This window comes from Altererythrobacter sp. CAU 1644 (assembly GCF_029623755.1).
Lineage (GTDB): Bacteria > Pseudomonadota > Alphaproteobacteria > Sphingomonadales > Sphingomonadaceae > Erythrobacter > Erythrobacter arenosus.
Map to the genome: position 1 here is coordinate 126642 of NZ_CP121106.1, position 19962 is coordinate 146603.

At 64.7% G+C, this 19962-nt stretch carries 21 protein-coding genes; 17 read left to right on the top strand and 4 right to left on the bottom strand.

Annotation, left to right across the window (positions count from 1 at the left end; genetic code table 11):
• Window position 1: 1 nt before the first annotated feature.
• The 3 genes from P7228_RS00690 to P7228_RS00700 are packed head-to-tail and all read left to right on the top strand — an operon-like array spanning window position 2 to window position 1922.
• Entirely contained in the window at window positions 2-814 is an 813-nt protein-coding gene (locus P7228_RS00690) for a VOC family protein (RefSeq protein ID WP_278016307.1), read from the top strand.
• Window positions 815-1444, top strand: a complete 630-nt coding sequence (locus P7228_RS00695; RefSeq protein WP_278016308.1) for a glutathione S-transferase family protein — start codon at window positions 815-817, stop codon at window positions 1442-1444.
• The gene (locus P7228_RS00700; protein ID WP_278016309.1) at window positions 1437-1922 is read left to right on the top strand and encodes a VOC family protein; all 486 of its coding nucleotides are present in this window, start codon (window positions 1437-1439) and stop codon (window positions 1920-1922) included. Before P7228_RS00695 ends, P7228_RS00700 begins: the two co-directional genes overlap by 8 nt.
• Here the strand turns inward: P7228_RS00700 and P7228_RS00705 are convergent.
• On the bottom strand, window positions 1919-2512 hold the full coding sequence (locus P7228_RS00705) for a J domain-containing protein (RefSeq protein WP_278016310.1): 594 nt from the start codon (window positions 2510-2512) through the stop codon (window positions 1919-1921). The two genes, P7228_RS00700 and P7228_RS00705, sit on opposite strands and share 4 nt — an antisense overlap.
• A gap of 50 nt (window positions 2513-2562) precedes the next feature.
• On the opposite strand from P7228_RS00705, the gene P7228_RS00710 reads away from it, so the two are divergent.
• Together P7228_RS00710 and P7228_RS00715 are read left to right on the top strand one after the other, a co-directional pair.
• Window positions 2563-2835, top strand: coding sequence for a BolA family protein (locus P7228_RS00710; protein WP_278016311.1), 273 nt, complete (start codon window positions 2563-2565; stop codon window positions 2833-2835).
• A gap of 1 nt (window position 2836) precedes the next feature.
• Window positions 2837-3721: a pirin family protein gene (locus P7228_RS00715; RefSeq protein ID WP_278016312.1), complete on the top strand. Its 885-nt coding sequence runs from the start codon at window positions 2837-2839 to the stop codon at window positions 3719-3721.
• On the opposite strand, the gene P7228_RS00720 is transcribed toward P7228_RS00715, so the two are convergent.
• A complete protein-coding gene (locus tag P7228_RS00720) occupies window positions 3718-4470 on the bottom strand; it encodes an aspartate/glutamate racemase family protein (protein WP_278016313.1) in 753 nt (250 codons plus the stop codon). The two genes, P7228_RS00715 and P7228_RS00720, sit on opposite strands and share 4 nt — an antisense overlap.
• 78 nt (window positions 4471-4548) lie before the next feature.
• On the opposite strand from P7228_RS00720, the gene P7228_RS00725 reads away from it, so the two are divergent.
• Window positions 4549-5355 carry an SDR family NAD(P)-dependent oxidoreductase gene (locus P7228_RS00725; protein ID WP_278016314.1) on the top strand — a complete coding sequence of 269 codons (807 nt, stop codon included), beginning with the start codon at window positions 4549-4551 and terminating at the stop codon, window positions 5353-5355.
• Between the two features lie 2 nt (window positions 5356-5357).
• The gene (locus P7228_RS00730; protein ID WP_278017680.1) at window positions 5358-6257 is read left to right on the top strand and encodes an alpha/beta fold hydrolase; all 900 of its coding nucleotides are present in this window, start codon (window positions 5358-5360) and stop codon (window positions 6255-6257) included.
• On the opposite strand, the gene P7228_RS00735 is transcribed toward P7228_RS00730, so the two are convergent.
• Entirely contained in the window at window positions 6254-7351 is a 1098-nt protein-coding gene (locus P7228_RS00735) for a DUF2332 domain-containing protein (RefSeq protein WP_278016315.1), read from the bottom strand. The genes P7228_RS00730 and P7228_RS00735 overlap by 4 nt on opposite strands.
• A 44-nt stretch (window positions 7352-7395) precedes the next feature.
• Here P7228_RS00735 and hisG point away from each other — a divergent pair, with 44 nt between their 5' ends.
• The 8 genes from hisG (at window position 7396) to P7228_RS00775 (ending at window position 16166) form a co-directional block, all read left to right on the top strand.
• The gene (gene hisG, locus P7228_RS00740) at window positions 7396-8064 is read left to right on the top strand and encodes an ATP phosphoribosyltransferase (protein WP_278016316.1); all 669 of its coding nucleotides are present in this window, start codon (window positions 7396-7398) and stop codon (window positions 8062-8064) included.
• A complete protein-coding gene (hisD, locus tag P7228_RS00745; RefSeq protein ID WP_278016317.1) occupies window positions 8064-9353 on the top strand; it encodes a histidinol dehydrogenase in 1290 nt (429 codons plus the stop codon). The genes hisG and hisD overlap by 1 nt, the downstream gene beginning before the upstream one ends.
• Window positions 9350-9802, top strand: a complete 453-nt coding sequence (gene nusB, locus P7228_RS00750; protein WP_278016318.1) for a transcription antitermination factor NusB — start codon at window positions 9350-9352, stop codon at window positions 9800-9802. Before hisD ends, nusB begins: the two co-directional genes overlap by 4 nt.
• Window positions 9799-10668, top strand: coding sequence for a thiamine-phosphate kinase (thiL, locus tag P7228_RS00755; protein ID WP_278017681.1), 870 nt, complete (start codon window positions 9799-9801; stop codon window positions 10666-10668). Before nusB ends, thiL begins: the two co-directional genes overlap by 4 nt.
• A 165-nt stretch (window positions 10669-10833) precedes the next feature.
• A complete protein-coding gene (locus tag P7228_RS00760; RefSeq protein ID WP_430732509.1) occupies window positions 10834-12957 on the top strand; it encodes a sodium-translocating pyrophosphatase in 2124 nt (707 codons plus the stop codon).
• A 173-nt stretch (window positions 12958-13130) separates the two neighbouring features.
• Window positions 13131-14315 (top strand): GNAT family N-acetyltransferase, encoded by a 1185-nt coding sequence (locus P7228_RS00765; RefSeq protein ID WP_278016320.1) that lies wholly within the window; start codon window positions 13131-13133, stop codon window positions 14313-14315.
• Complete coding sequence (locus tag P7228_RS00770) at window positions 14312-15193, top strand: cupin domain-containing protein (RefSeq protein WP_278016321.1); 882 nt, start codon at window positions 14312-14314, stop codon at window positions 15191-15193. The genes P7228_RS00765 and P7228_RS00770 overlap by 4 nt, the downstream gene beginning before the upstream one ends.
• A 58-nt stretch (window positions 15194-15251) precedes the next feature.
• Window positions 15252-16166, top strand: a complete 915-nt coding sequence (locus P7228_RS00775) for an acyl-CoA thioesterase (RefSeq protein WP_278016322.1) — start codon at window positions 15252-15254, stop codon at window positions 16164-16166.
• 28 nt (window positions 16167-16194) lie between these two features.
• On the opposite strand, the gene P7228_RS00780 is transcribed toward P7228_RS00775, so the two are convergent.
• A complete protein-coding gene (locus tag P7228_RS00780; RefSeq protein ID WP_278016323.1) occupies window positions 16195-17010 on the bottom strand; it encodes a universal stress protein in 816 nt (271 codons plus the stop codon).
• Window positions 17011-17377: 367 nt separating this feature from the next.
• Here P7228_RS00780 and P7228_RS00785 point away from each other — a divergent pair, with 367 nt between their 5' ends.
• Window positions 17378-17839 carry a DUF4440 domain-containing protein gene (locus P7228_RS00785; RefSeq protein ID WP_278016324.1) on the top strand — a complete coding sequence of 154 codons (462 nt, stop codon included), beginning with the start codon at window positions 17378-17380 and terminating at the stop codon, window positions 17837-17839.
• A gap of 312 nt (window positions 17840-18151) precedes the next feature.
• Window positions 18152-19957: a DEAD/DEAH box helicase gene (locus tag P7228_RS00790; RefSeq protein WP_278016325.1), complete on the top strand. Its 1806-nt coding sequence runs from the start codon at window positions 18152-18154 to the stop codon at window positions 19955-19957.
• Window positions 19958-19962: the final 5 nt, after the last annotated feature.

The window sequence follows — 19962 nt, forward strand, 5'->3', positions numbered from 1 at the left end:
GATGGCCAACCGGCATGGCGATTTCATCTGGTATGAACTGATGACCAGTGCGCCTGATGCGGCGCAAGAGTTCTATAGCAGGCTGATCGGGTGGACATTCACGAATAGCGACGCGACGGACACGGACTACCGGCACTTTTCGTCAGCCATCTCCGACGTCGGCGGCGTGTTGCCGCTTACCAGCGAGATGACCGATGGCGGCGCGAGGCCAGCGTGGGTCGGCTATGTCGGTGTCCAAGATGTCGATGCCAGCGTGGCTGCGATCCAGGCGGCCGGGGGCAGCCTCCATATGGAGCCTTGGGACATCCCGGGAGTGGGACGCATAGCATTTGTCGCCGATCCGCAAGGCGCGATGTTCTATGTGATGACCCCGATCCCACCCGAAGGCCAGCCCGATGCGGAAAGCAGGAGCTTCGCCGCGATGGAGCCGATGGAGGGGCACTGCGCGTGGAACGAACTCGCTTCATCCGACCCCGCCTCCGCGAAGGCCTTCTACGGCAAGCAGTTCGGCTGGGTGCAGGATGGCGACATGGATATGGGCGACCTCGGCAAGTACGAATTCTGGAAGGTCGGCGATGACCGCGGCCACATGATCGGCGCGGTCATGCCCCTGATGCCCGGCATGCCGATGAGCGCCTGGACATTTTACTTCCGCGTGCCCGATATCGATGCGGCGGTCGAGTATACCAAGGCCAATGGCGGGACGCCCCTGCAGGAGCCGACCGAAATTCCGGGCGGGGAATTCTCGTTCACCGGTATCGATCCGCAAGGTGCTGGTTTCGGCCTGGTCGGGCCGCGCAAAGGGAGCGAATAGATGGCTGACTTCACATTCTTCACCAATCCGATGAGCCGTGGCCAGATCGCGCGCTGGGCGTTGCACGAGGCCGGAGCGGATTACGATACCGTGCTCGTCGATTGGGCGAACAAGCCCGAAAGTCTGTTCAAGGCCAATCCCCTGGGCAAGGTCCCGACGCTCGTCCACCATCATGGCGATCACGACCATGTTGTGACCGAGGCGGCGGCGATCTGCCACTACATCGCCGAAACCAATCCAGACGCCGGGTTGCTGCCCGGTGCGCATGAGAAGGCTGACTATTTCCGTTATCTCTTCTTTGCTGCGGGGCCGGTCGAGCAGGCCGTGCTGAGCAAGGCGATGGGTTGGGAAGTACCAGCCGAACGCGCCATGACATCCGGGTTCGGCACCTACGACATGGCAATGGACACGCTCGATAAGATGCTGACCGGCCGCAATTTCGTCTGCGGCGACCGCTTCACCATGGCCGACGTCTATGTCGGCAGCCAGGTCGATTGGGGCCTGCAGTTCGGCAGCATCCCGGAGCGCGGCACTTTCACCGCCTATGCCGAAAGGCTTCGGAGCCGCGATGGCTACAAGGAAGCCAAGGCGATCGACATGGCGCTCATCGCGGAGGCACAAAATGCCTGAGCTGGCGAAGCTCCGAACCGTCCTGTGGTATGATGGTGACGCGGAAGAAGCCGCACACTTCTATGCCGCTACTTTCCCCGATAGCTCGGTGGGAGACATCTTTCGCGCTCCTGCCGATTACCCCAGCGGCAAGAAAGGCGATGTACTGACGGTCGATTTCACCGTGCTCGGCCGCAGCTTCGGCGGACTCAACGGCGGCGATAAGTTCAAGCCGAACGAAAGCGTCAGTTCTATGGTCGTGACCGAAGATCAGGAGGAAACCGACCGTTACTGGAACGCCATTGTCGGCAATGGCGGGCAGGAAAGCGCCTGCGGGTGGTGCAAGGACAAATGGGGTTTCAACTGGCAGATCACTCCGCGCGCACTGCTGGAGTCGCAGCAGGCGAGCGGCGATGAAGCCCGCCGCGCATTCGAAGCCATGATGGAGATCGGCAAGATCGACGTTGCGGCAATCGAGGCGGCAGTCGCAGGAAGCTAACCGATCGCGCGCGACTTTCTGAGCAACTGATAGGCCTCGACCACCTTGGTCAGGCGCTTTTCGTATTTGCGATCGCCCCCGTTGCGGTCGGGGTGGTAGCGGCGGACGAGCTCGGAATAGCGCCGCCGCAACCGCCGCCGGTCGGTCTCGAGCCCCAGCCCCATCGTCTCCAGCGCGCGCGCCTCCTCGCGGCTGAAGCGCCCGTCCATCGCCATCGTCGCTTCGCGCTGGGCGCGGCTCTTGATCCCGTTGGCGCGGGCGGAAATCGCGTCGAGCGGATCGTCGAAATCAGCCCAGCGCGGCATGCCGTCGACACCAGCGGTCGGCCGGAAACTCGGGCTCTCGGTACGCCATCCTGCAGCGGGCGATTGGGCGGCCAGGATCTCATCCGCGCTCATGCCTTCGAACCAGTCGTAGCCAGCGTTGAACTCGCGCACATGTTCGAGGCAGAACCAGCGAAAATCGCCCGGGCCGTCAAACCCGTGTCCCATCGACCCCGGTGCCCGGAATTCGCCCGGCTCGTGGCAGGTCGGGTGTTCGCAAACCTTCTCCGAATCCTCGAACCGTCCATGGAACCGTGCCGTGCGCATAGAGCTTAAAGGTGGGGACATGGCGGAAAAAAGCCAATAGGATGTTTCGCATGAAAAGCGCCATCACAGAGGAAATCGAGACAATTCTGGCGGAGAATTTCTCTCCCGACCATCTCGAGGTGATCAATGACAGTTCGCACCATCGCGGCCACGCAGGCGACGATGGCAGCGGCGAATCGCACTTCACGGTGGTTATCGAAAGCGATCTTTTCGCCGGCAAGAGCAGGCTGGAACGTCAACGCATGGTGATCCGCGCGCTCGGCGATATTCCGGGCCAGCGCGTGCATGCACTCGCCATCAGGGCGCGCGCGCCGGGAGAGTGACATGATCGAGCAGACCATCACCCCGACCACGCACGATCTTGGCCAGTTCGAGGTGAGGCGGGCGCTGCCGAAGCGCGAGCGAACGATGGTGGGACCGTTCATCTTCGTCGATCAGTTCGGCCCGGCCCAGCTCGACATCGGCAGGGCGATGGACGTTCGCCCCCATCCCCACATCAATCTTGCGACAGTGACCTGGCTATTCGAGGGCGCGATCGATCATCGCGATAGCTTGGGCAGCTTCTCGACCATCCGGCCAGGGCAGGTGAACCTGATGACGGCCGGCAGCGGCATCGTCCATTCGGAGCGTAGCCCGCAAGCGGAGCGCGACGCAGGACCGCGGCTCTACGGCATGCAGACCTGGCTGGCACTGCCCGACGGGCGCGAGGAAATCGATCCCGCGTTCGAGGCCGTGCAGGACCTGCCCGTGGTCGAGGACCAGTGCGCCAAGGCGATCGTCGTGATGGGCGAACTATGGGGCAAGCGCGCGGCCACGACGACCCATGCCGACACGATCTATGCCGAGATCCTGCTCGCTGCATCGGGCGCCTTGCCGATCGAGATCAGCGCCGACGAGCGCGCGCTGATGCTGGTCGGCGGCGAGGCAAGCGTCGATGGCCAGCCGCTGGGGCTGTACGAACTGACCGTGCTGGCGCCGGGCCGCAACATGACGCTGTCCTCAGAACGGGGCGGCCGCGTCATGCTGCTGGGCGGAGAGGCATTCGCCACCAAACGGCACGTCTGGTGGAACTTCGTTAGCTCGGATCGCGACCGGATTCGCCAGGCCCGCGAGGATTGGGAAGCCGGTCGCTTTCCCAAGGTGCCGGGCGATGAGGATGAGCGCATTCCGCTGCCCGAAGGTCAGCCCAAGACGGTCAGTTACCCCTAAACGACCGGGCCGCCGCGCCATTGCGGCATCGCCCGATCGCCAACCGCGACGGCCACCGCCTCCCGCGCCAGCAACCGGGTTGAGTCGATCACCGGCACCGGCGAGTTCTCGTCGGTCAGGATGATAGGAATTTCGGTGCAAACCGCAGCGACCGCGTCGCAGCCCGCTGCAGCGAGATCGGACGCGGCCTGCTCGTACGCCCGCACTGCCTCATCGGTGAAGATACCCTGACAGAACTCGTCCATGATGTGATTGTGCAGACGCTGGCGCATCTCCAGTTCCGGAATGGCATAGTCGATCCCGCGCCGACCGAGCGCGCCCGGATAGACCGGCCCTTCCATCGTCCAATTGGTGCCGAGGATACCGACCTTCTTGAAGCCGAGCTGGCTCGCGTGCTCGGCTACCACTTCGCCGATATGCAGGAACGGTAGCGGCAGCGGGTCGGCCGCGAATTCGAGCGCGATATGGGCGGTGTTGTCCGGCAGGATGGCGAAGTCGGCGCCAGCGCGGGCGAGCACTTCGCAATCCTCGTGAAACAGCGCGCGCAAGCCAGCGAGGTCCATCGCATCCCACATCTCGGTCGAGTGGGCGAGCGCCCGCCCAGACATGGTCAGCGTCGGATAGCTGTGCGCTCCCAGCCGCTCGATCCCAGCGAGCAGCGCGGTGCGATAGCACAACAATGCGCCCTCCCCGCTGTGCTTGAGAATGCCGATATGGGCGGGGTTTTCCGGACTGAAACTGCGGGTCATGGATTTCCTCTCTCGTCACCCACCCATGTGGTGTGTAGCGTCTGAGCCGCAAGTGTCGCCGGCAAGGGAGATGGTTTGGTGCAAGGCAAGACGGTTTGGATTACGGGCGCCTCTTCGGGCATCGGGGCTGCACTGGCACGCGAATGGGCGAGCCGCGGGGCGGCGGTCATCCTGTCGGGACGCGACGAAGCGCGCCTCTCCGAAGTAGCCGCCGATTGCGCCGAGGCGCTGGTCCTGCCGTTCGATGTGCGCGACGATGCAGCCTTGGCAGAGGCGACTTCCCAGGCGCTGCAATGGAAGGGGGGCGTAGACGTGGCGGTCGCCAATGCTGGCGTGTCGCAGCGCAGCCAGGCGCTCAAGACCGACATGCAGGTCTATCGCGATATCATCGATATCGACCTGACCGCGCAGATCGCCTTTGCACAGGGGCTGATCGGGTCGATGGTCGAACGGGGTTCAGGATCGTTCGCCTTCATCTCCTCGATCGCGGGCAAGGTCGGCGTACCGATGCGCACGGCCTATTGCGCCGCCAAGTTCGGGCTCGCCGGATACGCCGATGCCTTGCGTGCGGAGCTTTCCAACAAGGGTGTGTCGGTCCACGTGATCTATCCCGGCTCGATCGCCACCAATATCAGCCGAAACGCGCTGACAGCCGATGGCAACAAGCGCGGGCGCAGCGACAAGGTAATCGATGAAGGCATCCCGCCCGAAGCCGCGGCCAAGACGATGGTCGATGCCATCGCTGCGGGCGAGCGCGAAATCATCGTCGCCGAGGGGATGGAACAGGCGATGGGCGAGATGCGGCGCACGCCCGACCAGTTGTTCGACCAGGTCGCCGCCATGGTCGCGGCAGGCTATATCGAGAAGATGGAGGCCGAGGGGTGAGCGTGCTTACGCAGCAACGGGTCAAGCTTGCGAACGGCATTGAACTCGATGTCGTCGATGAGGGGCCACCCGACGCACCGGTCCTCATTTTCCTTCACGGTTTTCCCGAAAGCCATCGCACCTGGCGCAACCAGATCGCGCATTTCTCCGACCGGTTCCGCTGCATTGCACCCGACCAGCGCGGGTATCGCGGGTCGTCGAAACCGCAGGAGGTCGAAGCCTACACGCCCGACAAGCTGATCGGCGACGTCTTTCTGCTCGCCGATGCACTGGGCGTCGAGAAATTCACCATCGTCGGCCACGATTGGGGCGGCGCGATCGCCTGGGGCGTGGCCTATATGGGCATGATGAACGGGCGCGTACCGCGTGCGGTCATCGCCAACGCGCCGCACCCGGTGCTGTTTCCGAAATTGCTCTTCACCAACCGCCAGCAGCGCGAAGCGAGCCAGTATTTCCGCGACTTCCGCGATCCCGCCAACGATCCGATGATCGGCGAGCACGGCCTCGCCCCGCTGCTGATGAAGGTCTTCGAGGGTAAGGTGATGACGAAGATCGACGAGGACGAAGCTGCGGCGATGTTGCAGGATTGGTCCGATCCTGATGCCGCCTTCGGCATGCTCAACTACTATCGCGCCAGCCCGATGGAGGTGCTTCCGCTCGACGCGCCCTACGAAATTCCGGCGGACTACACACAGGTGCCTTTGCCTAGGCTCGCCATCCCGACGCTGGTGATCTGGGCAATGGCAGACGAAGCCCTGCCGCCCGAGAACCTCGACGGTCTGGAGGATGTTATCGAACAGCTTGACCTGTTCACAGTGCCCGAATGCGGGCATTTCGTTCAGTGGGAAGCGCCCGGGGCATTCAATTCAGCGCTCGAAGATTTCCTCGACAAGACGGCCTAGCCCGCCAGCCAATCGATATCGGCACCATGCGCGTGCGAGCGTGCCAGCAACGTGCCCTCCTCGCCACCCGGCCAGTACCTGACCCGCAATTCGTGGCGATGAACGGTGCGATTTGCCTCCAGCGCGACCCAGGCAAGCGGCCGCTCGGCAGTCGCGCGTGCGCCAGCAGCTTCCATCGCTGCCGTCACGCGCTCCTGCTGGTCCTCCGGCACATATTGCCAGACGATAGAGTGCATCAGCACCCGCGTCGTCCCGCTCTCCTGCGGTTTGGCGAGTTCCGCCTCGACGAAATCCGCCGCGTTGGCGCGCACGAGGTCAGGCTTGCGCTCGCTGGCAGCGACAATGGCCGCCTCCATCCGCTCGAAACGGATCGTGTGCTCGGGCCAGATATATGCCTTGAGCCGCAGCGCCTGTGCAGGGTCGGTCAGGTCAACGGGAGCCACATCGCAGCCGCGCGTCGACTGGATCTTGATGTCACGTCTGGGCGGCGGAGCGCCCCGCCAGTCCGGAGCGAAATGCATTGCCCCCGGCTCGGGCCCGACCATGACCCCGCCGAGATCGTAGTGATAGCGGTCCATCATCAGGTTGATCCCCGCACTCGACCCGATCTCGAGGCATTCGAAGCGCGGCGGCAGGCCCTGGTCCGCCAGCCACAGCATGGCCGCGGCGAAGTTGCTCGACCGTCCGGCCTCATTGGTCTGCGGCGGGCCATCGAGCCACGATAGCAATTGCGCCTCGTGTCCGAAAATGACCTCTTCGACGATCCGCGCGTCGTCGACCGGCACGCCGCGATAGATCGGCGATAGTTCCGGGGCATCCCCCGAGAGATGAAGCGCGTGAATACCACCAGCCACGCGCAGCGGCAGCGCGTCGGCGAGCGGCGCGCCCTGCCAGCTTCGAATCCGTTCGATCAGCGCATTGCTGCGCTCGCCTTCGACCACAGCGAGGATGGCCGAGCAGATACGAGCCGTGATCGGGGCGCCATTGGCATCGCAATAGGCCACCTGGTTGGTGAAAGCGGTGTGGATCGCGCCCTCGCCCTTGGTTGCCATGTCGATCAGATGATAGTCTGACTTGCCGCCCGTATCGTCCATATGCATTGCCCTTTCGCCGCCCGTTGCCTAAGTGCCGCGGCGCAATGGAAAACAACGTCGCCAGCCCGCTGACATTCGCCATTCCCAAGGGGCGCATCCTCGATGAAGCGCTGCCGGTGATGGCGTGTGCCGGCGTCGTGCCCGAAGCGGCGTTCCACGACAAGAGCAACCGTTCGCTCAGCTTTGACACTACCCGCGAAGACATGCGGCTGATCCGCGTCCGCGCCTTCGATGTGGCCACTTTCGTCGCGCATGGCGCAGCGCAGATCGGCATCGTCGGGTCTGACGTGATCGAGGAATTCGATTATGCCGATCTTTACGCGCCGATCGATCTCGAGTTTGGGCGGTGCCGCCTCTCGGTCGCCATGATGAAAGGCGATGCAGGGACAGAAGGCAATGCGAGCCACCTGCGCGTCGCGACCAAATACCCCAATCTCACCCGCCGCCACTTCGAGCGGCAGGGCATCCAGGCCGAATGCGTCAAGCTCAATGGCGCGATGGAACTGGCACCTTCGCTGGGGCTGGCGCGGCGGATCGTCGATCTTGTCGAGAGCGGGCGCACACTGAAGGAGAATGGACTCGTAGAGACCGAAACCATCCTCGAGATTTCCGCGCGCCTGATCGTCAACCGTGCCGCGCTCAAGACCGATCCGCGCGTCGGCGAACTGGTTTCGGCCTTTCGCGCCGTAGCCGAGTCACGCGAGGCGGCCTGATGCAGCAGCTTTCGACCAGCGATCAGAATTTCACGGCCCAGTTCCGCAAGCTCGTCAATGCGCGGCGCGAAAGCGATGCGGACGTAGCGCTGCAAGTCACTGATATTTTGCGCGAAGTTCGCGCCCGAGGCGACGCGGCGCTCGAAGAATATTCGATGCGCTACGATGGGCATGCGCTGACGATCGATGATGATTGGGTGATCACGCCCGAACGATGCAAGGATGCCTACGACGGTCTCGATAGCGAACTGCGCGGCGCACTCGAACTCGCCGCCGATCGTATTCGCGCCTACCACGAGGCCCAATTGCCGCCCGATCGGGATTTCACCGATGCTGCCGGCGTTCGCCAGGGCGCGATCTGGCGTCCTGTCGACGCGGCGGGCCTCTATGTTCCGGGCGGTCGGGCCGCGTATCCTTCCTCGCTGCTGATGAATGCGATCCCCGCCAAGGTCGCCGGTGTCGAACGTCTGGTGGTCACCACTCCGACGCCCAAGGGCGAAAGCAATCCGCTCGTGCTCGCCGCGGCGCACATCGCTGGGATCGACGAGATCTGGCGGGTCGGGGGCGCCCAAGCGGTGGCCGCCCTCGCCTATGGCACCGACCGGATCGAAAAGGTCGACGTCATCACCGGCCCCGGCAATGCCTGGGTCGCCGAGGCCAAGCGCCAGCTTTACGGCGTCGTCGGCATCGACATGGTTGCCGGGCCGAGCGAGATCCTGGTTATTGCCGATAAGGACAACAATCCCGAGTGGATCGCCGCCGACCTGCTCAGCCAGGCAGAGCACGACCCGACTTCGCAATCGATCCTGATCACCGACGATGCGACGTTTGGCGCGCTGGTGGAGGATTGCATCGACCTGCAGTTGGCGACACTTGCCACCTCAAAGACCGCCAAGGCGAGCTGGGATGAACACGGCGCCATCATCGTCGTCGGCAGTCTCGATGAAGCTCCCGCTCTCGCCAACGAGCTGGCCGCCGAACATGTGGAACTGGCGGTGGCAGATCCCGAGCCACTGCTGAAGGCGATCCGCCATGCGGGCAGTGTCTTCCTCGGCCGGATGACGCCAGAGGCGGTGGGCGACTATGTCGCGGGGCCCAACCATGTCCTGCCGACAGGGCGCCGTGCGCGCTTCGCCAGCGGGCTCTCGGTGCTCGATTTCATGAAGCGCACCAGTTTCATCTCGCTGGACGAGGCGGCGCTAGGCGCTATAGGGCCAGCCGCTGTGGCACTGGCGCATGCCGAAGGGCTGCCCGCGCATGCCAAATCCGTAGAATTGAGATTGAAATGACATCCGCCCCCCGTTCCCAGGCCCGTTCCGCTGCGCGCCTCGCCGCCGTACAGGCACTCTACCAGCAGCAGATGGAGGGCACCGCCCTCGCCCGCTTGCTCAACGAATTCCACCAGCATCGCCTCGGCATGGAGATCGATGACGAGCAGTACGCCGAGGCAGAAGTCGATTTCTTCGACGATGTCGTGGCCGGGGTCGATGCTCGCCGCGACGAGATCGACGCCCTGCTGGGCGGCAAGCTGGCGGAAGGTTGGACGCTGGTCCGGCTTGACAAGACCATGCTCCAGATCCTGCGCTGCGGGACCTACGAACTGCTCGCCCGGGCCGATGTCCCGTCGGCGGCGGCAATCAATGAGTATGTCGATGTCGCCAAGGCCTTCTTCGACGACCGCGAGGCGAAATTCGTCAACGGCATCCTCGATGCCGTGGCCAAGGATGCGCGCAACTGAGCGGCGAGCTCGATTTTATCGCGCGATTGCGCGACCTGCCGCTCCATTCCGGGGCGCGCAACCTCGAAGACGACTGCGCGATCCTCGAATTCGGCAGCGAAACGCTGGTCATCACGCATGACATGATAGCCGAGGGCACGCATTGGCGGCCCGGACAGGACATGGCGGACGTGGCGTGGAAGCTGGTCGCGGTGAACCTGTCGGACCTCGCAGCCAAGGGCGCGGAGCCCGTCGGCGTGTTGCTTGGACATAGCCTCGGCGACGAGGACGATCGCTTCCTCGCCGGACTGCGCGATGTGCTCGAAACATATGGTGTCGCCCTCCTCGGTGGCGACACGATCCGATCACAGGGTTCGCGCACCATCGGCCTGACCGCGATCGGCCGAGCCACACACACGCCCGTGCCCTCGCGGGCTGGCGCGCAAGCAGGCGATGCCGTGTTTGTTACGGGCGTACTTGGATCTGCGATGATGGGTTTCGAGGCCCTGCGAGATGGCACCGGTGAGGACAGCACCGCCTATCGCCGCCCGCGCCCTTTGCTCGACGAAGGGATCGCCCTGGCACCTGTCGCCACCGCGATGATGGACGTCTCGGACGGCTTGTTGCTCGATGCTTCCCGGCTTGCTGCCGCCAGCTCTCTGACCCTCGACCTGCTACGTGATCGGATTCCGGTTGCCGACGCAACGCGGCGCGATGAGTGCATCCGCTGGGGCGATGATTACCAGCTCCTCTTCACGGCACCTCCCGGCGCGGATCTACCCGTCCCGGCGGTGCGGATCGGGACCGCGCGAGGCCGGGGCGACGCCCCCCTGCTGCTCGATGGGAGCCCCCCCGATCAGGGCGGCAAGCTGGGCTACGAGCACTAAACTGAACGGCAAATCCGGTGGATGGGCCCAAATCTGGCTGTTTCGCCCCTTGTCAGCCCCTCTCCATCGCTTATAGCCACCCGCACACAACTCCGCGATCGCGGAGCGTGTTTCCACGCATTTGAGAGGGGATTTTTCGTGGACCTTATACTCATTTCAATTGGGTTGGGACTGTTGGCCATCGTCTACGGCTTCGTCACCAGCCGCCAGGTTCTCGGCGCCAGCGCCGGGAACGAGAAGATGCAGGAGATTGCCGGAGCCATCCAGGAGGGTGCGAAGGCCTATCTCAACCGTCAATATACCACCATCGGCATGGTCGGCGTCGTCGTCGCCGTGCTGGTCGGGTATTTCCTCGGGCCAATCTCGGCCACGGGCTTCCTCATCGGTGCGATCCTGTCGGGCGTCGCTGGCTATATCGGGATGAATATCTCGGTCCGCTCGAACGTCCGTACTGCTGCCGCCGCGCAGGAAGGCCTGCAGCAGGGCCTGACGCTGGCGTTCCGCGCCGGCGCCATCACCGGCCTGCTCGTCGCCGGTCTTGCCCTGCTGGCGATCGCCGTCTTCTTCTATGTCCTGATCGGACCGATGACGCTCGAGCCGAACAGCCGCACGGTTATCGACGCGCTCGTCGCGCTCGCTTTCGGTGCCTCGCTGATCTCGATCTTCGCGCGTCTGGGCGGCGGGATCTTCACCAAGGCCGCCGACGTCGGTGCCGACCTCGTCGGCAAGGTTGAGGCTGGCATCCCCGAAGACGATCCGCGCAACCCGGCCGTGATCGCGGACAATGTGGGCGACAACGTCGGCGACTGCGCCGGCATGGCTGCCGACCTGTTCGAGACCTATGTCGTCACCGTCGGCGCCACCATGGTGCTGACCGCGCTGCTGCTGACCTCGGCCGGAGACCTTCTCCTTCCGCTGATGGCGCTGCCGCTGCTGATCGGTGGTGCGTGTATCGTGACCTCCATCATCGGCACCTACTTCGTCCGGCTGGGAGGTGGCACCAATGTCATGGGCGCGATGTACAAGGGTTTCCTGGTCTCGGCTGTCCTCGCGATCCCGCTGATCTGGTACGTTGCCAGCTACGCGCTCGGTTCGGTCGGCACGGACATGAATACCGTCCTCAACGCCGGAACCGGCATGGTCGAGTTCACCGGCATGGACCTGTTCTGGTGCGCGATGCTGGGTCTTGCCATCACCGGCCTGATCATCTGGATTACAGAGTACTACACCGGCACGGGATACCGTCCGGTCCGCTCGATCGCCAAGGCTTCGGAAACGGGCCACGGCACCAACGTGATCCAGGGCCTGGCCGTGTCGCTTGAATCGACCGCGCTGCCCACCATCGTGATCGTCGGCGGTATCATCATCGCCTACCAGCTCGCTGGCCTGATGGGCATCGCCTATGGCGCCACTGCCATGCTGGCTCTGGCGGGCATGGTCGTCGCTCTCGACGCCTATGGTCCGGTGACCGACAATGCCGGCGGCATCGCCGAAATGGCCGGTCTCGACGACAGCGTGCGTGAGAAGACCGACCTGCTCGATGCAGTCGGCAACACCACCAAGGCCGTGACCAAGGGCTATGCCATCGGTTCGGCGGGCCTCGGCGCGCTGGTACTGTTCGCCGCCTTCACAACCGACCTGCGGGTGTTCTTCCCGGGGCTGACCGACGGCGATCTTGCCAATGGCGAAGTCTCGTTCAGTCTCGAGAACCCCTATGTCATCGTTGGCCTGCTGCTCGGCGCCCTGCTCCCGTACCTGTTCGGTGCGATGGGCATGACCGCCGTGGGCCGTGCCGCGGGTGACGTGGTGAAGGACGTGCGCGAGCAGTTCGCTGCTGATCCGGGCATCATGGCCGGGACCAGCCGTCCCAACTACGCCAAGACGGTCGACCTGGTGACCAAGGCAGCGATCAAGGAAATGATCGTTCCCTCGCTGCTGCCGGTGCTGGCACCGATCGTGGTCTACTTCGTGATCAGCGCGATCGCGGGTCAGGACAATGGCTTCGCGGCTTTGGGCGCCTTGCTCCTCGGCGTGATCGTCGGTGGTCTCTTCGTTGCTATCTCGATGACCGCAGGTGGCGGCGCATGGGATAACGCGAAGAAGTACATCGAGGACGGCAACCACGGCGGCAAGGGCTCGGAAGCCCACAAGGCTGCCGTGACCGGCGACACCGTGGGCGATCCCTACAAGGACACCGCGGGCCCGGCCGTGAACCCGATGATCAAGATCACCAACATCGTTGCGCTGCTGCTGCTTGCCGCGCTTGCGGGCGGCCACGCCGCGATGTGATCGCAGAATACTCGGCAACGGGATTGGAGAACCCCGTCCGGAGCGATCCGGGCGGGGTTTTCTCATTCATGGTTAACGCCGGGCTTCGGCCGTGTTGAACATTCCTTAGCCTGCCGCTGCTAACCCGCAGCATTGTGCGATCCTGCACATTGTGACGAGGGTTAACGACAAGCATGGCGACAGCGCCGCTCGACATCTACGAAACAACGCCCGCGCAGGAGCTCTATGAGACGAGTCCGGCGCAGGAAATCGTGATCCGTGCCGCGGGGATGCACTTCCTGCCGCGTGCGGAACTGTCGCGCGCCGGTTTTGTCGCCCAATGGGATTCGCTCGTGGAAGATGCGAGCGAGCCGAACCCCTTCTTCGAGCCATGGTACCTCTTGCCCTCGCTTGCGGCGCTCGACCCGCATGAAGAGGTTTCGGTCGCAGCCTTCTACGCAAGGGGGCGACTGGTCGGGCTGCTACCGCTTGCCCTGGCCGCCGACTACTACCGCTATCCGCTCCCGCATGCTGCAGCCTGGCTCCACGCCAACAGTTTCTGCGGCGCTCCGCTGATCGCCAAGGGATGGGAGCGGCAGTTCTGGCAGGCCCTGCTGGCGGCTTTCGATCGCGATCCCTGCGGCGCCATGTTCCTGCACTTGCCGCAGCTCCCGTCGGAAAGCGTGGTGGTCGAGGCGCTGCGCGCGATATTGACGGAGGAAGGACGCGCCGGCGGAACAGTCCGTGTCGAAGAACGTGCGCTGCTCTCGTCAGATCTATCGGCGGAGAACTACTTCGCCGCGGCCATGCCCAACAAAAAGCGCAAGGAACTGCGGCGCCAGGCCAAGCGACTTGGCGAGGAAGGCGAACTCGAATTCGCGCGGCAGATCGATGCGCGGGACATCACCGAATGGACTGCGGAATTCCTCGTGCTCGAACAGGCCGGATGGAAGGGGGGCGAAGGGTCCGCCCTGGCCGATGGTGATGCGACATGCGCGCTGTTCCGCGATGCCATTGCAGGCGCTGCCGATGCCGGAAGGCTCGAGCGGCTGACCCTCCGTCTCGACGGCAAGCCGATCGCTATGCTCGCCAACTTCATTGCAGCCCCCGGGGCCTTCAGTTTCAAGACCGCCTTCGACGAGCGTTACTCGCGTTATTCCCCAGGGGTGCTGTTGCAAAAGGAAAACCTCGCACTGCTCGATCGGACCGACATCGATTGGTGCGACAGCTGCGCCGCCGAGGGCCATCCGATGATCGAGCGCATCTGGCGCGACAAGCGGCGCATGATCAGCCTCAATGTTGCGATTGGCGGCAGCGTGCGCCGCTCAATCTTCCGCCAACTTCTCCGCATCGAGACCAGAGACAAGGCCATCCGATGAACGCCCCCACGAGAATCGATCAGACCGGCACCCCCTATACGCCCGTGTTCGACCAGTCATCGCGCGCGGTGTTCGCCGCCAACTACCCCGAGACGCCGCACATCCTGCGCCACAACCTGGGCAAGCACGCGCTGCTCACGCTCGACGCGCTTGCCGAACTGGCAGAGCAGCTTCCCGCCAGCGCCATCGAATATAACCGCGGTGACCTGCCCATCGGGGTGGACGGCAAGCCGGGGGCGACGGGTCTTTCGATCGGTGAGACCATTCGCGAGATCGCGCGCGCCAACAGTTGGGCGGTGCTCAAGAATATTGAGCAGGTTGCCGAATACCGTACTCTGCTGCTCGGCCTGCTGGCCGAGATCAAGCCTGAGATCGAAGCGAGAACCGGGGCCATGCTGCGGCCGCAGGGCTTCATCTTCATATCCAGCCCCAACGCGGTCACACCCTATCACTTCGACCCTGAGCACAATATCCTGCTACAGCTCAAGGGCTCCAAGGTGATGACGCAATTCCCGGCGGGCGATCCCGCCTATGCGCCCGACGAGGTTCACGAGACCTATCACTCAGGCGGCGCGCGCGAACTCACCTGGAACGACGGACTTGCCGCGGGCGGAATGGAATTCCCGCTCGCACCCGGCGATGCCCTGTTCGTGCCGGTGATGGCGCCGCACTTCGTCCGGGTTGGTCCGGAGAGTTCGATCTCGCTGTCGATCACGTGGCGGAGCGACTGGAGCTTCGCCGAAGCCGACGCGCGCGGTTTCAACCGCTTGCTCCGCCGCGCGGGATTCTCACCCACCGCGCCGGGTCGCTGGCCGCATACGAACCGCGCCAAGGCCTATGGTTATCGCGCGCTGCGCAAGCTCGGCCTCGTAGGCTGAACGGCAGCATCGCACGTCTTGATTGACGTTCGCGTAAACTGTCAGCAAAGCGCTGGGCATGAGCGACATGCCAACCGATCCGCAAAGTCTCGTCGATGCCCTCGTCAGGCTGCTGACAGTGCGTAAGCAGGACGAACACTCCTTTTCCGGCATGCCGCAAAGGGGCGGAGTGGGCCGGGTTTTCGGCGGCCAGGTGATCGCCCAGGCGCTACAAGCGGCGCAGGCCACGGTCGAGGATGGCAAGCAGGCTCACTCGCTCCATGCCTATTTCCTGCGTGGGGGCAAGGAAGGCCCACCGATCCATTACCGGGTCGAGGCGGATTTCGACGGGCGCAGCTTCGCCAACCGGCGCGTGGTTGCCAGCCAGGAGGATGAGGACGGCACGAGCAGACCAATCCTCAACCTCACCGCGAGCTTTCAGCTCCCCGAAAGCGGACTTGAGCATGGCGAGGCAGACATGCCCGACGTTCCGCCGCCCGAGGATCTTCCCCCGGACATGGAACTGCGCCGCGAATATGTCGCGAAAGCCGGGATCAGCGGCACGGCCCGCGACCTGATGCTACGACCGCGCCCGATCGACATGCGCACCAGCGACAAGCTGCACTGGATGAATGCAGAACCGCGCGAACCCCGCGCGCATAGCTGGTTCAAGACCGTGGCTCCGCTGCCCGACGATCCGGCGCTCCACCGTGCCGTCATCTCCTACGCCAGCGACTACACGCTGCTCGGCACCAGTGCCCTGCCGCACGGGCTAAGCTGGATGCGCGGCGAACTGGTCGGCGCAAGCCTCGACCACGCGATCTGGTTTCACCGCGAGGCTCGCGCCGATGAATGGCTGCTCTACGCTACCGAGTCACCGTGGTCGGGCGGCGGACGCGGCTACAATCGCGGCCACATCTTCAATCGCAGCGGCGAACTGGTCGCCAGCGTCGCGCAGGAAGGGATGATGCGCAAACGGGTCAAACCGCGCTAGCCGCTCACCACCCCACCTGTGGCTGCCGTTAGTGCGCCAGGAGGATGGGGAGCTTGGGGTCGGTCAGGACCCGCCGTGTCACGCCTCCCAGCAGCATCTCAGCCAAGCGCGAATGCCCGTAGGCACCCATCACCATGTAGGCGCATTTGCGCGTCTCGGCTGCCTCGAACAGCGTCTCGGCAATGGTTTCGGCGCCACGCGGGATATCGATCATCTCGGCCTCAATGCCATGCCGGCTGAGGTACTCAGCTCCGCTGACCGGGGGGACATCGTATCTCTCCCGCTCGCGCTCCTCGCTGACGGTGACCAGATAGACCGAGTTGGCCCGCTTGAGCAGCGGCACCGCGGCGCGTAACGCGATGCAGGCTTCGGTCGAGCCGTTCCACGCGACCATCGCCGGCCCGGCCACGTCGAGCCGCCTGGCTTTCTGCGGAACCACCAGCACCGGAGTACGCGCATGCGTCGTCAGTTCGCCGACCAGGCGCGAGGCGCGCTCCTGGCTCTCGTTCGCTCCATGCGCGCCAACCACGATTACGTCGCTGATGGCCGAGGCTTCGAGCAGCAGGTGCGCGGCATTGCCATAGCGCACATCCCATTCCCATGAGACATCCTCATTGGCGAGATCGGCCTCGAGCTTGGCGCGGAGTTCCTCGGCAGCCTCCTTCATGACCGGAATAACGGCCGTGAGAGCCGTCCCATACATATCGCCGGGTGCGAAGGTCTCGTAGCTGACCGACTGCTGGCACAAGACATGGCCGTCGAAGGCGCGTGCGAGGTCCAGCGCCGCCTGGACGCGAGCCTCCAGCCCGTTGTCATCACCGATGTGCAGAAGGATGGATTTCATGGCGCTCTCCCTAGTGTCGAATCGCCTCGATCAGGCTTCCAGAGGCTAGCTCGACCCTTCATGGAGTCATTGATCTCCATCAATTTTGAAGCTTCCGCGCCGGACGAGAGAGCAACCGCGACCTTCTTTCGCGACGAGCCCTCGCCCCTTGTCGCAGTGGGGAGAATGATCCGGAGCAATTTTCTTTTGCTGCGGAGCGACTTAATCGATCGGTTTTGCTAAGCGTCCTGCGGCGCCGGGCAACGACTCGCGACCGGGATCGCAGCGCATCATGGGACAACAGCGCGCGCGACGACTTGAGCCAGATCACCGGGGGAGCGGATTCGGCGCCCGGGGCTGCTCTCCCTTGTCGAACAAGGGGACTCTTATGAAACTCGTATCCAAACTCGCCGTGGTGGCCGCTGCTGCGCTCATCGCGACACCTGCCAGTGCGCAAAGCTGGTCCAAGGAACAGGCCGAAGTCTGGGCCTGGATCACCGACGCATGGGCGACCCATGCCGATCCCGGAACCTGGGCGGACGTGCTCGACAAGGACGGCTACGGCATGAACGGAAACTATCCGGTTCCGACTTCGCAGGCCGAGATGTCGCGCGGTGCGGCGAAATTCGGGGCGGAAGGCAAGGTGCTCCACCACCGGCTCGATCCGCTCGCGATCACTGTCAGCGGCGACACGGCAATCGCCTATTACTATGCCGGCATCACCGAAGAGAACTTCAAGGGCGAGCGCGAGAACAACACCGACCGCTGCGCCGATGTGCTGGTGAAACGCGGAGGCGCCTGGCGCTTTCTCGGCTGGCACTGCGTCACGCTCGAAAACGGCGACGACTGAGCGCGTAATAGCGAAGCAAGGGGGGCGTCGGCAGGTCCGGCGCCCCCTTCTTCATTTCCGGTACGCACGCACGGCGCACCGGGCTCCGCGATTTCCGACGCCCATCCGCTCCATCGCGCATCGCGCCTGCGCCCGCTTCCTTCGCACCTGCAAAATAAAGCAAGCCAAGCGCGACAATTCCCGCTATGGGCGCCCGCAAAGGCGCTCGCGATGCTACAGATCGCCCGCCCCCGATCCGCGCCGCAAGGGCGCATACCTCTAATTCCTCTCCTTCCGCGCCGCTCCCGGCGCCGCTATCCAACGCGAGTTTGCATGTCCTTCGAAACCCTCCCGCCGATCCTCGGCGATGCCCTGGCCGAACGCGGCTATGAAGCCCCCACCCCGGTCCAGGCCGCCGTCATCGCGCCCGACGCCAAGGGCCGCGACCTCGTCGTCTCGGCACAGACCGGCAGCGGCAAGACCGTCGCCTTCGGCCTGGCGCTGGCCGACGAGCTGCTCGGCGAGATTCGCGGTACGCCGCTGACCGAAAAGCCGCTGGTCCTCGTGATCGCCCCGACCCGTGAACTGGCGCTACAGGTCAGCCGCGAGCTCGGCTGGCTCTATGCCAAGGCGGGCATCGGGATCGCCACCTGCGTTGGCGGGATGGACCCGAGCAAAGAACGCCGCGCCCTGCGCGCCGGCCCGGCCATCGTGGTCGGGACCCCCGGGCGCCTGCGCGACCATCTCGAGCGCGGCGCGCTCGACCTGTCGGGCCTGGTCGGCGTGGTGCTCGACGAGGCCGACGAGATGCTCGACATGGGCTTCCGCGACGATCTCGAGGAAATCCTCGACGCCGCGCCGGAGCAGCGCCGCACGCTGCTGTTTTCCGCCACCATGCCGCGCGCGATCGTGCGGCTGGCCGAGCGCTACCAGAGCAACGCGCTGCGTCTCAGCCTTGTCGGCGAAGACCGCGGACACGGCGACATCTCCTACCAGGCGATCACCGTTGCGCCCTCGGAAATCGAGAATGCAGTGGTCAACCTGCTCCGCTTCCACGAGGCCGAAACCGCAATCTGCTTCTGCGCCACGCGCGAGAGCGTCCGGCGGCTTCATGCGACGCTGCAAAACCGCGGTTTCGGCGTGGTCGCGCTGTCGGGCGAGCACTCACAGTCGGAGCGCAACCAGGCGCTGCAGGCGATGCGCGACCGCCGCGCCCGCGTTTGCGTCGCCACCGATGTCGCCGCGCGCGGGATCGATCTGCCCACGCTCAGCCTCGTGATCCATGTCGAGATTCCGCGCGATGCCGAAACGCTCCAGCACCGCTCAGGCCGCACCGGGCGCGCGGGCAAGAAAGGCACCGCCGCGATCGTGGTGCCGTACAACCGCCGCAAGCGCGTCGAAAGCATGCTGCGCGGCGCCGGTATCGATGCGCAATGGATGGATGCCCCCTCGCCCGAGGCGATCCGCAAGAAGGACCATGCGCGGCTGATGGACAAGCTGACCGCTCCGGCGGAGTATGAGGACGATGATCGCGCGATCGCCGCCGAACTGATGGAGCGGCTCGCCCCCGAAGACATCGCTGCCGCGCTGGTCCAGGCTCATCGCGCCAAGCTGCCGAGCCCGGAGGAACTGCTCGCCAACACCCCCGAAGCGCGCGAGCGCGCCAAGGCCGACCGCCACCGCCCCGGTTTCGAGGACGTGGTGTGGTTCAAGATCGGCGTCGGCCGCCGCCAGAACGCGGAACCGCGCTGGCTGCTCCCGCTGCTCTGCCGCCGCGGGCACATCACCCGCAACGAGATCGGCGCGATCCGCATCGGCCAGCACGAAAGCTGGGTCCAGATCCCGCGCGCCATCGCGCCCAAGTTCGCCGACGCGCTCCAGCGGACTGCTTCGAGCGACGACGAGCAGGACGCGATCAGAATCGAGGAATCGGCCGAAGGTCCGCGCATGGAAGCGCGCGAAAACCGCAAGCACGGCGGCGAGAAGGTCCACGCCAAGCCGTTCCGCAAGGGACCGGGCGGCGGCAAGCCGCGCGCGCCGTTCAAGCGCGACAACAAGGATGGCCCCAAGCCCGGCAAGAAGTTCGCCGGCAAGCCCCAGGTGAAGGGGAAGTTCAAGGGCAAGCCGAAGCGAGGGTAGCGCCC

Coding starts and splice junctions, on each gene's coding strand:
- P7228_RS00690 (WP_278016307.1), top strand. CDS start 2: ATGGCCAACCGGCATGGCGATTTCATCTGGTATGAACTGATGACCAGT.
- P7228_RS00695 (WP_278016308.1), top strand. CDS start 815: ATGGCTGACTTCACATTCTTCACCAATCCGATGAGCCGTGGCCAGATC.
- P7228_RS00700 (WP_278016309.1), top strand. CDS start 1,437: ATGCCTGAGCTGGCGAAGCTCCGAACCGTCCTGTGGTATGATGGTGAC.
- P7228_RS00705 (WP_278016310.1), bottom strand. CDS start 2,512: ATGCGCACGGCACGGTTCCATGGACGGTTCGAGGATTCGGAGAAGGTT.
- P7228_RS00710 (WP_278016311.1), top strand. CDS start 2,563: ATGAAAAGCGCCATCACAGAGGAAATCGAGACAATTCTGGCGGAGAAT.
- P7228_RS00715 (WP_278016312.1), top strand. CDS start 2,837: ATGATCGAGCAGACCATCACCCCGACCACGCACGATCTTGGCCAGTTC.
- P7228_RS00720 (WP_278016313.1), bottom strand. CDS start 4,470: ATGACCCGCAGTTTCAGTCCGGAAAACCCCGCCCATATCGGCATTCTC.
- P7228_RS00735 (WP_278016315.1), bottom strand. CDS start 7,351: ATGGACGATACGGGCGGCAAGTCAGACTATCATCTGATCGACATGGCA.
- hisG (WP_278016316.1), top strand. CDS start 7,396: ATGGAAAACAACGTCGCCAGCCCGCTGACATTCGCCATTCCCAAGGGG.
- hisD (WP_278016317.1), top strand. CDS start 8,064: ATGCAGCAGCTTTCGACCAGCGATCAGAATTTCACGGCCCAGTTCCGC.
- nusB (WP_278016318.1), top strand. CDS start 9,350: ATGACATCCGCCCCCCGTTCCCAGGCCCGTTCCGCTGCGCGCCTCGCC.
- P7228_RS00765 (WP_278016320.1), top strand. CDS start 13,131: ATGGCGACAGCGCCGCTCGACATCTACGAAACAACGCCCGCGCAGGAG.
- P7228_RS00770 (WP_278016321.1), top strand. CDS start 14,312: ATGAACGCCCCCACGAGAATCGATCAGACCGGCACCCCCTATACGCCC.
- P7228_RS00775 (WP_278016322.1), top strand. CDS start 15,252: ATGAGCGACATGCCAACCGATCCGCAAAGTCTCGTCGATGCCCTCGTC.
- P7228_RS00780 (WP_278016323.1), bottom strand. CDS start 17,010: ATGAAATCCATCCTTCTGCACATCGGTGATGACAACGGGCTGGAGGCT.
- P7228_RS00785 (WP_278016324.1), top strand. CDS start 17,378: ATGAAACTCGTATCCAAACTCGCCGTGGTGGCCGCTGCTGCGCTCATC.
- P7228_RS00790 (WP_278016325.1), top strand. CDS start 18,152: ATGTCCTTCGAAACCCTCCCGCCGATCCTCGGCGATGCCCTGGCCGAA.